Source organism: Candidatus Dactylopiibacterium carminicum (assembly GCF_014736495.1).
Taxonomy (GTDB): Bacteria; Pseudomonadota; Gammaproteobacteria; order Burkholderiales; family Rhodocyclaceae; genus Uliginosibacterium; species Uliginosibacterium carminicum.
Genome location: NZ_MDUX01000079.1, coordinates 1 through 11,954, shown reverse-complemented (window position 1 = coordinate 11,954; position 11,954 = coordinate 1). Strand labels below are relative to the sequence as shown.

Below are 11,954 nucleotides of genomic sequence, written 5' to 3'. Positions count from 1 at the left end.
TCACACCCAAATTCCAGAATGTAAACACATTCCGGATACTGTGAACAGGCTCTAGGCAAAGGGTGCGTTATGCACGTTGAGCGGCAGCGCGGCACTCAAGTGATGCATGGCGCGAAAACGGGGTCTGTTAGGGGTTTGCCGCAGCGCCGCATGCTTGACTTGCGAGGCTTGGGGCTCCTAGGATGGGCGCCGTTTCCGCAATGCAAAACCCTTTTGCCAAGGTGGATCAAGATGCTCAAGCTGGTTCTGATGCAGATAGCAGCAGGCAGCATAGGAGTGGTAGTCAGTGGTTGGTTGTTCGGTTGGCTGGCTAGCATCTCGGCAGCCATCGGGAGTGGTGCAGTAGTACTCCCCAATTTGTTGTTTGCGGGTTTTTTGAGTTGGACAGCCCGTGTGAAGGGAACGCCGGACGTGGGGACTTTCCTGTTCGGTGAGCTGATGAAGTTGTTTCTGACCCTGTGCCTGCTGATCATGGTGCCGGTGTTCTATGCAGGCGCCCATTGGGGGGCTCTGATTATTGGCGTGGCATTGTCGTTGCACGCGCTCTTTTTGGCTTTTTTGGTGAAAACCTGATATGGCAGCTGAACAAGATGTTACGCAGCACTCTGTCAGTGCTGGCGAGTACATCGCTCACCACTTAACCTTCTTGAATGGTACTGGCGGAGCTCAGAAAGACCTGATCGATTTCGGATTGATCAATTACGACACCGTCTTCTGGGCCGTGTTCATTGCGCTTTCCGGTGGTTTCCTGCTCTGGTTCGCAGCCCGCCGTGCCACGGCCGGCGTGCCGGGCCGTTTCCAGGCAGCAGTGGAAATCCTGGTCGAGATGGTCGCCGATCAGGCCAAGGATCTGATCCACAGTACGGAATCCCGCAAATTCGTGGCTCCCCTGGCGCTGACCGTGTTCATCTGGGTTTTCCTGATGAACGCCATGGACTTCCTGCCGGTGAATCTGATTCCCAATGCCTGGACTGCGATCTATGCCGGGCTCGGTCACGATCCGCACCACGCTTACATGCGCGTAGTGCCCACTGCGGATATCAATGCCACCATGGGCATGGCCGTCACCGTGCTGTTGCTCTGCCTTTACTACAACATCAAGATCAAAGGGGTGGGCGGCTGGGCTCACGAACTGGTCAGCGCACCGTTCGGATCTTCCAAGAACCCGCTGTTCGCCTTGATTCTGGGCGTCATCAATCTGGCCATGCAACTCATCGAGTTCTGTGCCAAGACGGTTTCGCACGGCATGCGGTTGTTCGGCAACATGTTTGCCGGCGAACTGATCTTCATGCTGATTGCGTTGATGGGAGCGACCTGGACCGGTCTGAACGCCCCCAGCGTCTTCCTCATGTTGGGGCATATCGTCGCGGGCTTCGCCTGGGCCGTGTTCCACATTCTTGTCGTCACTCTGCAGGCTTTCATCTTCATGATGCTGACGCTTGTCTACATCGGCCAGGCACACGAAGGGCACTAGCAGACTGATCCCGCATCCCGGGAGGGAGACAATCCTCCCAAATTTTGCACCTACGTTTCATCCACCATTCACACAAGGAGTTGTCATGGAAACAGAATTCGGTCTGATCGCGCTGGCTTGTGGCCTGATCATCGGTCTGGGCGCTGTCGGTGCCTGTATCGGTATCGCGCTGATGGGCGGCAAGTATCTCGAATCCTCCGCTCGTCAGCCCGAACTGATGAACGCGCTGCAGGTCAAGATGTTCCTGCTGGCCGGCCTGATCGACGCTGCATTCATCATCGGTACCGGTATCGCGCTGTGGTTTGCAACCTCCACGTTCCTGAAGTAACCCTTCTTTCCTGAACGTATCACCATTCATCAACAGGAAAGGAAACGGCCGTGAATCTGAACGCAACCTTCATTGCGCAGATCGTGGTGTTTTTGGTGTTCGCCTGGTTCACGATGAAGTTCGTGTGGCCTCCGATCACCAAGGCATTGGATGAGCGCGCAAGCAAGATCGCTGACGGGCTCGCTGCGGCGGACAAGGCAAAGACCAACTTGGCATTGACCGAGAAACGCGTCAGCGATGAGCTGAAGAAAGCGCGCGAATCGGCGGCCACGGTGCGGGGTGGTGCGGAGCAGCAAGCCGCCGCCATCGTCGAGGAAGCTCGCGCAGAAGCGACCCGCATTGTTGCGGCCGCGCGTGAGGCAGCTCAAACCGAGGCGGCAGTCGCTGCGCAGCGTGCCCGCGAGGAACTGCGTTCCCAGGTGGCGGTGCTGGCTGTGGCCGGTGCCGAGCGCATCCTGCGTCGCGAGATCAATGCCGAAGTCCATGCCGATCTGCTGACCAACCTGAAACAGGAACTGAGCTGAGCCATGGCCGAGAACGTCACCCTTGCACGGCCCTATGCCGAAGCGGTGTTCGCACTCGCGCGCGATGCAGGCAAGCTGTCCGCCTGGCGCGAAGCACTGGAGCGTCTGGCGCAGGTTGTCGCGGACGCCTCCGTGCGCGAATGTCTCACCGACCCACGCTTCGAGCTTGAACCGCTGCAGAAACTGCTGGTGGAGTCCGCAGGGCTTCCGGCCGATGTGGAGCAGATCAATTTCGTACGCTTGCTGCTGGAGAACGGTCGCGCCCAGGTGCTGCCGGAGATCGCCGGTATCTTCGGTGACCTGGCTGATGCATACGAAGGCGTGCGCGATGCGCTCGTCAGCTCTGCTTTCCCGCTGGATACCGGGGCAACCGCCCGTTTGCAGACTGATCTCGAAGCCCGTTTCGGTGTGAAGCTGCGCCTGCAAGTGCGTGTCGACCCCGAGTTGATCGGTGGCGTACGCGTGGCTGTGGGTGACGAAGTGATCGATGCCTCCGTGCGCGGCAAGCTTGCCGCCATGGCTGCTGCGCTACAGAACTAGGAGCACATTTCATGCAACTCAATCCTTCTGAAATCAGCGATCTCATCAAGAGTCGCATTCAGAGTCTGCAATTGGCGGCATCCGCTCGCAACGAAGGCACCGTGGTGACCGTGACGGACGGCATCTGCCGCGTGCACGGGCTGGCCGATGTGATGCAGGGCGAAATGCTCGAGTTCCCGAACAATACCTTCGGCCTCGCCATGAACCTTGAGCGCGACTCCGTCGGTGCTGTGGTGCTGGGTGACTATGATCACATCTCCGAGGGTGACAAGGTGCGCTGCACCGGTCGTATCCTTGAAGTGCCCGTGGGGCCTGAACTGATCGGCCGTGTCGTGGATGCCCTGGGCCAGCCCATTGATGGCAAGGGGCCGATCAATGCCAAGCTGACCGACAAGATCGAGAAGGTCGCACCTGGCGTGATCTGGCGCAAGTCGGTGTCACAGCCGGTGCAGACCGGTCTGAAAGCCATTGATTCGATGGTGCCCGTGGGGCGCGGTCAGCGCGAGCTGATCATCGGCGACCGTCAGACCGGCAAGACTGCGGTGGCTGTTGATGCCATCATTAACCAGAAGGGCAAGGACCTCATTTGTGTGTACGTCGCTATCGGCCAGAAGGCCTCGACGATCAACAACGTGGTTCGCAAGCTGCAAGAGCACGGCGCGATGGATTACACCATCGTGGTAGCCGCGTCTGTATCCGAATCCGCAGCGATGCAGTACATCGCAGCTTATGCCGGTTGCACGATGGGCGAGTACTTCCGCGATCGTGGCCAGGATGCCCTGATCGTCTATGACGATCTGACCAAGCAGGCCTGGGCCTATCGCCAGATTTCGTTGCTGCTGCGCCGTCCGCCGGGCCGTGAAGCCTATCCGGGTGACGTGTTCTATCTGCACTCGCGCCTTCTTGAGCGCGCTGCGCGCGTCAATGAAGAATACGTAGAGAAGTTCACTAACGGGGAAGTAAAGGGCAAGTCCGGTTCGTTGACCGCGCTTCCCGTCATCGAAACCCAGGCTGGCGACGTCTCGGCTTTCGTGCCGACCAACGTGATCTCGATCACCGACGGCCAGATCTTCCTGGAAACCGACCTGTTCAATGCAGGTGTCCGTCCCGCCATCAACGCTGGTATTTCGGTATCGCGCGTGGGGGGGGCCGCACAGACCAAAGTCATCAAGAAGCTCTCCGGTGGTATCCGTACCGACCTCGCGCAGTATCGTGAGCTGGCTGCATTCGCGCAGTTTGCATCCGACCTGGATGATGCCACCCGCAAGCAGCTTGAACGTGGCCGCCGTGTGGTGGAAGTACTGAAGCAGCCCCAGTATGAACCGCAAGCGGTGCCTGAAATGGCCGTGACGCTGTATGCGATTACTCGCGGTTATACCGATGATGTCAGCGTCAATCGCATTCTGGGCTTCGAGGCTGCACTGCATCAGTATCTGCGCAGCAGCCAGGCAGCCTTGATGCAGAAGATTGATGACAGCAAGGATCTTGATGCTGAAGCCGAAGCAGCACTGAAGGCCGCCATCGTCGAGTTCAAGCAGGGCTGGACCAACTGATCGGGGCGCATCATGGCAAGCGGGAAAGAGATCCGGACGAAGATTAAGAGCGTCCAGAACACCAAGAAGATTACCAAGGCCATGGAAATGGTCGCGGCCTCGAAGATGCGACGTGCACAAGAGCGCATGCGTCAGGCCCGGCCATACGCGGACAAGGTGCGTCGTCTTGCCGCCAACCTTTCCAATGCCAATCACGCGGATTACCGCCATCCTTTCCTGATCGCGCGTGAGCCGGTCAATGGTGCAGGGCTGGTGCTGGTGACGACGGACAAGGGGCTGTGCGGTGCGCTGAACACCAACATCCTGCGTCAGGCCGTGGCCAGCATGCGTGAATGGGAAGGTCAGGGCATCCGCAACATCCAGGTTGCCGCCATCGGCAACAAGGGTTACGGCTTCATGCAGCGGTTGGGTGTGTGGTTTCGCACCTGACTCAGCTTGGTGATACGCCCAATCTGGAGAAGCTGATCAGGCCGGTCAAGGTGATGATCGACAAGTATCTGGCTGGCGAGCTGGATGTGGTCTACATCGCCTATACCCGATTCATCAATACCATGCGCCAGGAGTCCGTCGTCGAGCAGCTACTGCCACTGTGTGGTGATCGCATGGGCGCTCCAGTACATTCTTGGGACTATATCTACGAGCCGAGCCCTCAGACCGTCGTTGACGAACTGTTGCTGCGCTATGTGGAGGCGCTGGTGTATCAGTCGGTGGCCGAGAACATGGCGTCCGAACAAAGTGCACGCATGGTGGCAATGAAGGCCGCGTCGGACAATGCCGGCACGGTCATCAAGGAGCTCCAGCTGGTCTACAACAAAACGCGTCAGGCGGCGATCACCAAGGAAATTACGGAAATCGTCGGTGGCGCCGCGGCGGTTTGAATTTAGTTATTTGAGGATATGACAATGAGTCAAGGATCCGTTGTTCAATGTATCGGCTCGGTGGTAGACATCCAGTTCCCCCGCGACGGCATGCCCAAGATTTACGAAGCATTGCAGCTTGATGTTTCCGAAGAAAATCCGTTGGTCGAGAAAGGCCTGACCTTCGAAGTGCAGCAGCAGCTGGGTGACGGCATCGTCCGCACCATCGCCATGGGTTCCGCCGATGGCCTGCGTCGCGGCATGAAGGTCAATGCTTCCGGCGCCGGCATCACTGTGCCGGTCGGGCACGGTACGCTCGGCCGCATCATGGATGTGCTGGGCCGCCCGATTGACGAAGTCGGTCCGGTTGATTGCGATGAGCGTCGAGAAATTCACCAGCCGGCACCGAAGTTCGACGAGCTCTCGCCTTCCGTGGATCTGCTCGAAACCGGCATCAAGGTGATCGATCTGGTGTGTCCGTTCGCCAAGGGCGGCAAGGTCGGCCTGTTTGGCGGTGCTGGAGTGGGCAAGACGGTAAACATGCTGGAGCTCATCAACAACATCGCCAAGCAGCACAGCGGGCTGTCGGTGTTTGCTGGCGTGGGTGAGCGTACTCGTGAAGGTAATGACTTCTATCACGAGATGGCTGAAGCCGGCGTTATCAAGCTCGATAACCTCAAGGAGTCCAAGGTGGCGATGGTCTTCGGCCAGATGAACGAGCCGCCGGGCAACCGTCTGCGCGTGGCGCTTTCGGGCCTGACCATGGCCGAGAAGTTCCGCGACGAAGGCCGCGACATCCTGTTCTTTGTGGACAATATCTACCGCTACACCTTGGCCGGTACTGAAGTGTCCGCCCTGCTGGGCCGCATGCCCTCCGCTGTGGGTTACCAGCCGACGCTGGCGGAAGAAATGGGCAAGCTGCAGGAACGCATCACCTCCACCAAGGTCGGCTCGATCACCTCGATCCAGGCCGTGTATGTGCCCGCCGATGACTTGACCGATCCGTCGCCTGCCACCACCTTCTTGCACTTGGACTCGACCGTCGTGCTGTCGCGTGACATCGCCGCGCTGGGGATCTACCCTGCCGTCGATCCGCTCGACTCCACCAGCCGCCAGCTCGATCCGCTGATCGTCGGTGAAGAACACTACAGCGTGGCGCGTGGCGTGCAGCAGACCCTGCAGCGCTACAAGGAGCTGCGTGACATCATCGCCATTCTCGGGATGGACGAACTGGCGCCGGAAGACAAGCTCGCCGTGGCACGCGCCCGGAAGATCCAACGCTTCCTGTCGCAACCGTTCCACGTGGCTGAAGTGTTCACGGGCTCCCCCGGCAAATACGTCAGCCTCAAGGATACGATCCGTGGCTTCAAGGGAATCGTCGGTGGGGAATACGATCACCTGCCCGAGCAGGCGTTCTACATGGTCGGCACCATCGAAGAAGCCATCGAAAAGGCGAAGACGCTGCAGTAATAACGGGGAAGGGAGAAGAGATAGGGGAGACCGAGTGGCCGCACAGCGCTGGTTTTCCCTTCGCCTTCCACCTTTCGCCCTTCACCCAAGGGGTAAAGAATGGCAATGACTGTTCATGTCGATGTCGTCAACGCGGAAGAAGAGCTCTTCTCCGGGTTGGCCGAGATCGTTTCGCTGCCTGGCGAATCTGGTGATCTGGGCATCCTGCCGGGGCACACTCCCCTGATGACCCGTATCCGTCCGGGCACCGTGCGTATCAAGGTGCCGGGGCGTGCCGAAGAAGAAGTGATCTTCGTGGCTGGCGGCCTGCTGGAGGTGCAACCGAATCTGGTTACCGTGATGGCTGATACGGCGATCCGGGGTAAGGATCTGGACGAAGCCAAGGCGCTGGAAGCTAAGAAGCATGCTGAACAGGCGCTTGCGGACAAGGCCCATGAAGTCAACTATGCCCAGGCGCAGGCTGAACTGGCCGAGGCCATCGCGCAGCTGGCGACCATCAATCAGGCACGGAGACGCTCACACTGAGCTGAGTGAAGTCGCCGAACTACTCAACGCCCCCCCGCACTTTGCGGGGCGTTTTCGTTTGTTTGGATGCGTTGCTTTCAGGCCAGATGTTGCTTGTCTTTTTTGCGTCTCCTCTCGCTGTGCATGGTGTGACGAAAGTGCACCACGGATCGCCTTCTGGCTGCATGCACTTCGTTCCGTATCCGTACTGCAGAGGAGGCATCCTTACTGCTCATGGTGAATACAAAAACGGCGACCGTTGCGCGGTCGCCGTCCAAAGATAGCCAGAATCAGTGAATTGTCATGGCTGGGTAATGCCACCCCCGTCAATTTGCAGGCTGTCGAACGTCGCCTGAACGGTGGCTGTATTGCTGTTCGACGAAACACCAAACCCGACATACAGCGTTGACTGCGTGGAGGTCATGGTGGCAGAACCACGGTTGACGAAATTGGTGCCATCGGTCGACGCTTCGGCATAGACATTGTTTCCGCTACGCCTGATACGAACCCATGTGGGTAGTACCGTATTACCTACGCCAGCAATGGCCGATCCATTGTTTCCGTTGCTGGAGGCGCGGATTTCCCCGTTGCTGGAATAGCGTGCAGCCCATGCGTATTTATAGGAGGAGCCAGTCACTGCCTCAGCTGCCAACATGCCTGCACGCGCGTTTGCATTATTTCCGCCTTGTGCCGTGATGCGTGCCGTAACGGTGAAATCGCCGGTCAATGGCATGTACTTGAAGTAATGGTTGTAACTGTTGGCATTGGAGCCCATTACGCCAGCACCGTCGATTAACCAAGCCTGCGCTACGGAGTCGTAGTTACTCGCTCCATTTGCCGTAACGTTGCTACTCATATGTCCTTCACCAACACTGGTATCGCACGTGAATGCTGCGGTGCAGACCGGCGTCGCACCTTCCGAGCTGCTGGAAGCGCTGCTGCTGGAGGAACTGTCCGATGATCCGCTGGAAGACGAAGCGCTCGAGCTGCTGGAGGAGGAACCACCGCTGGATTCGCCCAGGCGATTGTTTTCATAGCAGCTATCCTCGGAGAGCGTATCGGTATGAGCGCCTGCCGTAGCGTATTTGCCAATGCGTCCGGCGCCAGAGTATTTCTCGATATCACGTCGCGCTTGCGGTGCGCAGACCAGGTTGTACTGGTACGGAGGCTCCCACGTGATGTCCGCCGTCGGCAAAGAAGCCTTGGTACAGGTGCCTGCTGCGAAACCGCTATCGACGTTCACAGGGCCTGTCCAGGTCAAGGCCCAGTCCTTGCCATTTTCCTTGTCACTGATGAAATAGTTGCCGCGGGTGCGGAAGCCGATACCGTCCTTGCCATCGATGAGCTTGCCGCATACCTCGGTAGTTTTCAGACCCGTGAAAAGATGGAAGTTGTTTTCGGCAAAAACGGACGACCCATAGCGCACGTCCACACCGTTTTCAAACTTGTGGCCATAGGTCGGCGTGCCGATCACGCCTTGCATCAGATTGTTGTAAGTGTGCAGCTGAGAGAAGCGAGTCAGTGGGTGACGCGACTGCACGCCCTTCCACCACAGACCGGTGAAGGTTACGTGCAGGCGATCCTGGTCGCTCCAGGCACGGCCTGAGTCACCATTGCCAACCAGAGTAGTTTTGCCATGGTCACCAAAGAAGCTGTTGGACAGTGTCACGTAATCCGAGCCGCGAACGATGTCGAGGGCCCCGTCATGACGGGTCTTCGACGATGAGTTCGTGCTGATCCCGTCAGGCGTGTCGCCATCACTGATGGAGACATGATCGACCCAGATATTCTGGGAACGGGAAATTGTGACTCCGTCAGCATAGGCGTCGGCAGATCCTTCAGGATTGACGTCCCACGGTGTGTCGATCACAAGGTTGCGGATGATGATGTTGCGTGTCCAGGTCGGGTATTCATCCCCGTTTTGCCGGCAGCGATCCATTTCTTGAAATCGCTCTCTGCATCGCCTGTTGCACCCGCAAGTACCGCCGTGGTCGTGCCCTTCTCCGATCCAATCAGGATCGTCGTACCCGTGATGCGCGCCGGTTTGCCCGCGGCATCGTTGATGCCGACCAATGTGGTATTGGACGGCAGGCTGATCGAGCCGCCGAATTTCTGGTCGCGGTAGCTGGTGTATTCCTCGAACTTGGTGTTGCTCTCGCTCATGCGCAGGTCGATGTGGCCAACCACGCGAATGATCTTCGGCTCCAACCTAGCCTCCCGGAGCGCAGCAACCAGCTGCTGACCGTTGTAGACGGTGTAGATGCGGTTGGCCGCAGCATTGCGGCCACCTGTCACCACAATCTTCTTGTGCGTGATGTTGGTGGCTGTTGTACCGCTTTCGCGTACATAGCTATGCCATCCATTGTCTGGCGCCACGTCGCATTCCAAGTTGCTCAGTTTGCCCCCTGTGGGGTCCGTGGTTGCGAATTGCCAAGTAGGCAGGACTGGGGCTGCTTCATAGTTGGCGGGATCATGCTTGCCGTCGATCTTTTGTGGTGCTTCGTAGGTCCGGTCACCGTATTGATCCACGTCTACCGGCGTGCTGTCTCCCGTGAAGCTGGCAGCGTCTGGCACTCCCTTCAGATCGACCACCGGGCAAGTACTGCTTTCATATTCGATATAGTCCGGTTGCTGTGCCGGTTCGCCAGATGAGCTGGAGCTGCTCGAACTACTGGAGCTGCTTGGTGCGCTACTGCTGGATGAGCTGGCTCCAGCGGAACTGCTGGAGGAGGGCTGTGTAGGGGATCCGCCCCCGCCCCCCCCCCCACCGCCGCAAGCAACGAGAACCAATGTCGCAACCAAGGGTGCGACCAGCTTGCAACCAATGCATTTCATACTTTGTCTCCTCTTATTTATTGCTCTGTCGTGGCTTCCCTCCCAAGAGGTCTAGCAAGAGCATCAAAAATTTTTAGCAATATATAAAAGTTTTTCTGACAAAAAAGCAAAGAAGCGCAGCGATTTTGTAAATTGACGTCAGGATTAATATAATTAATCCATTGCAGATACAAAAAAGCCGCCCGATGGGCGGCTGCACTGCATGAAAAAGCGATTTCACGCGCGTTGCTGGATTCCGGCAAGCTGCCAACCACGGTTCCCGTCGACAGGTTTGGTCAGATGCCAGATCTCGTCGAAGCCGGAGGCGCCACCTTCGATCTCCTCGCGCAAAGTGCCGGAGTAGTGCACGCTGGCAATGTAGCGACCGTTCTCTTCGACAACCTCCAAGACTTCAGCATGCAATTCGACGACATCGGTTTTCTGAGAACGCCCTTGGCGTTCATCAATGCCAAGCTTGATCTCGGCAAAGATCTCCGGCGATGTGAAATCGCGGATGTCGGCCAGGTCGCCGGCATCATTGGCAGCCTGGAGACGTATGAAGTTGAGTTTGGCCTGACGCTCAAAAGACTCGACATCGAACTCAGCAGGCCAGCGCCGGGTTGTGCCGCCGAAGGTGGATGACGCGTATTCGGCCTGAGGCGTTTGCGTTGTGCTGCCTTCTGCAGCACCTGCCCAGGCCGGTTTGGGTGCATTGGCGTTATTGCCCCCTGCAAGACGCCGCAACAAGGCAAAACCAAGCATTGCGACAACGGCAATCAGGATGATGCCGGCGAACTCGGCTCCGACGCCGAAATGCGACAACAGCGCGGCGATTCCGAGCCCGGTGGCAAGCGCCGCCAGCGGGGCACCCCATTTGCGCAGGCCGCTGGCAGGCGCTTGAGCGCCAGGCGCTGCTGGGCGCGCATTGGCTTGAGCCGGATTGGCTGTCGGCGGCATCTGGCGCTGCGGAGGTGCCACTTGGCGTTGGATGCCTACCGAGCGGCCGCCGCCGAACCGTTTGGCTTCGGCGATACTGATGAAAGAGCCGAAGCCAACTACAAGCAGGCCACACAACAGCATGAATTTCTTGAGCATGGGAGTTCTGACCGAGAGTGCAAAGGGAAATTGGAGGCAGAACAGACTCATTGGTTCCGCTAAGCGGTGCCTATTTAAACCGGAAGGCATACTCCACCGTAGGGGCTATCTGCAGCGTTTCATGCCTTGGCGCAGTCTGAGCATTTGCCGCTGATACGAAGGTCGGCCTGATGACCGATGAAGCCTGGCGGTAAGCTTGGTGTTGCAACCGGCGCCGAATCCAGGCAGAACACCCGTCCACAGCCTTCACAGCGGAAATGTGCGTGTGCTGGATGATTTCGCTCCATATGAGAGGCATTGAAGCGAAAGACACGGTCGTTCTCTGTGATGCGATGCGCCAGACCCGTTTCGACCAGCCAATCAAGAACCCGATAAAGCGTGACACGGTCGAAACCATGAGCGGCCAGTGCCGTTTCCACTTCATGATGACTCAGAGCGTGGTCAGCCAGAAGAAGCAAATCCAGTACCGCAATGCGAGCGGGTGTTGCGCGTGCGCCGAGCGTGTGAATGCGGGTGGCAGAGCTATTCATGCATTGATTGGAGCATGAAGGGCGGCTTGATGCAACTGGGTTGCGAAGACTGTCATGAGGATGCACGACATTCAGAATTGCTACTGCAGAGGACATGAATCGCCCCCGGTTCACTAGACACTTCGAAGCCTTAAGCTGGCAACCAAGTGGAGGTGTCTATGAGTAGCAAGCGATACACGGAAGAGTTCAAGATTGAAGCGGTCAAGCAAGTGACCGATCGCGGACATAGCGTTGCGGACGTTGCCGGGCGACTGGATGTGAGCAT

The 11,954-nt window shown here is 58.0% G+C and carries 13 protein-coding genes and 1 pseudogene; 10 read left to right on the top strand and 4 right to left on the bottom strand.

Going from position 1 to position 11,954, the window contains the following annotated elements; all coding sequences use genetic code 11:
* Nucleotides 1-231 precede the first annotated feature (231 nt).
* From BGI27_RS16350 to BGI27_RS16310, 9 genes and pseudogenes are all read left to right on the top strand, one after another.
* Entirely contained in the window at nucleotides 232-573 is a 342-nt protein-coding gene (locus BGI27_RS16350) for an ATP synthase subunit I (protein ID WP_170943086.1), read from the top strand.
* A gap of 1 nt (nucleotide 574) precedes the next feature.
* Complete coding sequence (atpB, locus tag BGI27_RS16345) at nucleotides 575-1,474, top strand: F0F1 ATP synthase subunit A (RefSeq protein ID WP_095525873.1); 900 nt, start codon at nucleotides 575-577, stop codon at nucleotides 1,472-1,474.
* An 85-nt stretch (nucleotides 1,475-1,559) separates the two neighbouring features.
* Nucleotides 1,560-1,802: a F0F1 ATP synthase subunit C gene (gene atpE, locus BGI27_RS16340; protein ID WP_095525872.1), complete on the top strand. Its 243-nt coding sequence runs from the start codon at nucleotides 1,560-1,562 to the stop codon at nucleotides 1,800-1,802.
* Between the two features lie 50 nt (nucleotides 1,803-1,852).
* Nucleotides 1,853-2,326 carry a F0F1 ATP synthase subunit B gene (locus BGI27_RS16335; protein ID WP_095525871.1) on the top strand — a complete coding sequence of 158 codons (474 nt, stop codon included), beginning with the start codon at nucleotides 1,853-1,855 and terminating at the stop codon, nucleotides 2,324-2,326.
* A 3-nt stretch (nucleotides 2,327-2,329) separates the two neighbouring features.
* Complete coding sequence (locus BGI27_RS16330) at nucleotides 2,330-2,866, top strand: F0F1 ATP synthase subunit delta (RefSeq protein ID WP_095525870.1); 537 nt, start codon at nucleotides 2,330-2,332, stop codon at nucleotides 2,864-2,866.
* An 11-nt stretch (nucleotides 2,867-2,877) separates the two neighbouring features.
* A complete protein-coding gene (gene atpA, locus BGI27_RS16325; RefSeq protein WP_095525869.1) occupies nucleotides 2,878-4,419 on the top strand; it encodes a F0F1 ATP synthase subunit alpha in 1,542 nt (513 codons plus the stop codon).
* 12 nt (nucleotides 4,420-4,431) lie between these two features.
* Nucleotides 4,432-5,297, top strand: a pseudogene (gene atpG, locus BGI27_RS16320) (F0F1 ATP synthase subunit gamma).
* A 24-nt stretch (nucleotides 5,298-5,321) separates the two neighbouring features.
* A complete protein-coding gene (atpD, locus tag BGI27_RS16315) occupies nucleotides 5,322-6,746 on the top strand; it encodes a F0F1 ATP synthase subunit beta (RefSeq protein WP_095525868.1) in 1,425 nt (474 codons plus the stop codon).
* 99 nt (nucleotides 6,747-6,845) lie between these two features.
* Complete coding sequence (locus BGI27_RS16310; protein ID WP_095525867.1) at nucleotides 6,846-7,271, top strand: F0F1 ATP synthase subunit epsilon; 426 nt, start codon at nucleotides 6,846-6,848, stop codon at nucleotides 7,269-7,271.
* Nucleotides 7,272-7,551: 280 nt separating this feature from the next.
* Here the strand turns inward: BGI27_RS16310 and BGI27_RS18320 are convergent, their stop codons facing one another.
* From BGI27_RS18320 to BGI27_RS16295, 4 genes are all read right to left on the bottom strand, one after another.
* Nucleotides 7,552-9,189 (bottom strand): pectate lyase family protein, encoded by a 1,638-nt coding sequence (locus BGI27_RS18320; protein ID WP_223871871.1) that lies wholly within the window; start codon nucleotides 9,187-9,189, stop codon nucleotides 7,552-7,554.
* Entirely contained in the window at nucleotides 9,117-9,842 is a 726-nt protein-coding gene (locus BGI27_RS18315; RefSeq protein WP_223871870.1) for a hypothetical protein, read from the bottom strand. Before BGI27_RS18315 ends, BGI27_RS18320 begins: the two co-directional genes overlap by 73 nt.
* Nucleotides 9,843-10,301: 459 nt before the next feature.
* Complete coding sequence (locus tag BGI27_RS16300; protein WP_095525866.1) at nucleotides 10,302-11,159, bottom strand: Tim44 domain-containing protein; 858 nt, start codon at nucleotides 11,157-11,159, stop codon at nucleotides 10,302-10,304.
* A gap of 119 nt (nucleotides 11,160-11,278) precedes the next feature.
* The gene (locus BGI27_RS16295; protein ID WP_095525865.1) at nucleotides 11,279-11,689 is read right to left on the bottom strand and encodes a Fur family transcriptional regulator; all 411 of its coding nucleotides are present in this window, start codon (nucleotides 11,687-11,689) and stop codon (nucleotides 11,279-11,281) included.
* 158 nt (nucleotides 11,690-11,847) lie between these two features.
* Between BGI27_RS16295 and BGI27_RS16290 the strand changes: the two genes are divergently transcribed.
* A partial coding sequence (locus tag BGI27_RS16290; protein WP_141239830.1) for a transposase occupies nucleotides 11,848-11,954 on the top strand: 107 nt, incomplete at its 3' end.

Coding starts and splice junctions, on each gene's coding strand:
- BGI27_RS16330 (WP_095525870.1), top strand. CDS start 2,330: ATGGCCGAGAACGTCACCCTTGCACGGCCCTATGCCGAAGCGGTGTTC.
- atpB (WP_095525873.1), top strand. CDS start 575: ATGGCAGCTGAACAAGATGTTACGCAGCACTCTGTCAGTGCTGGCGAG.
- BGI27_RS16310 (WP_095525867.1), top strand. CDS start 6,846: ATGGCAATGACTGTTCATGTCGATGTCGTCAACGCGGAAGAAGAGCTC.
- BGI27_RS16295 (WP_095525865.1), bottom strand. CDS start 11,689: ATGAATAGCTCTGCCACCCGCATTCACACGCTCGGCGCACGCGCAACA.
- BGI27_RS16300 (WP_095525866.1), bottom strand. CDS start 11,159: ATGCTCAAGAAATTCATGCTGTTGTGTGGCCTGCTTGTAGTTGGCTTC.
- BGI27_RS16350 (WP_170943086.1), top strand. CDS start 232: ATGCTCAAGCTGGTTCTGATGCAGATAGCAGCAGGCAGCATAGGAGTG.
- atpA (WP_095525869.1), top strand. CDS start 2,878: ATGCAACTCAATCCTTCTGAAATCAGCGATCTCATCAAGAGTCGCATT.
- atpE (WP_095525872.1), top strand. CDS start 1,560: ATGGAAACAGAATTCGGTCTGATCGCGCTGGCTTGTGGCCTGATCATC.
- atpD (WP_095525868.1), top strand. CDS start 5,322: ATGAGTCAAGGATCCGTTGTTCAATGTATCGGCTCGGTGGTAGACATC.
- BGI27_RS18320 (WP_223871871.1), bottom strand. CDS start 9,189: ATGGATCGCTGCCGGCAAAACGGGGATGAATACCCGACCTGGACACGC.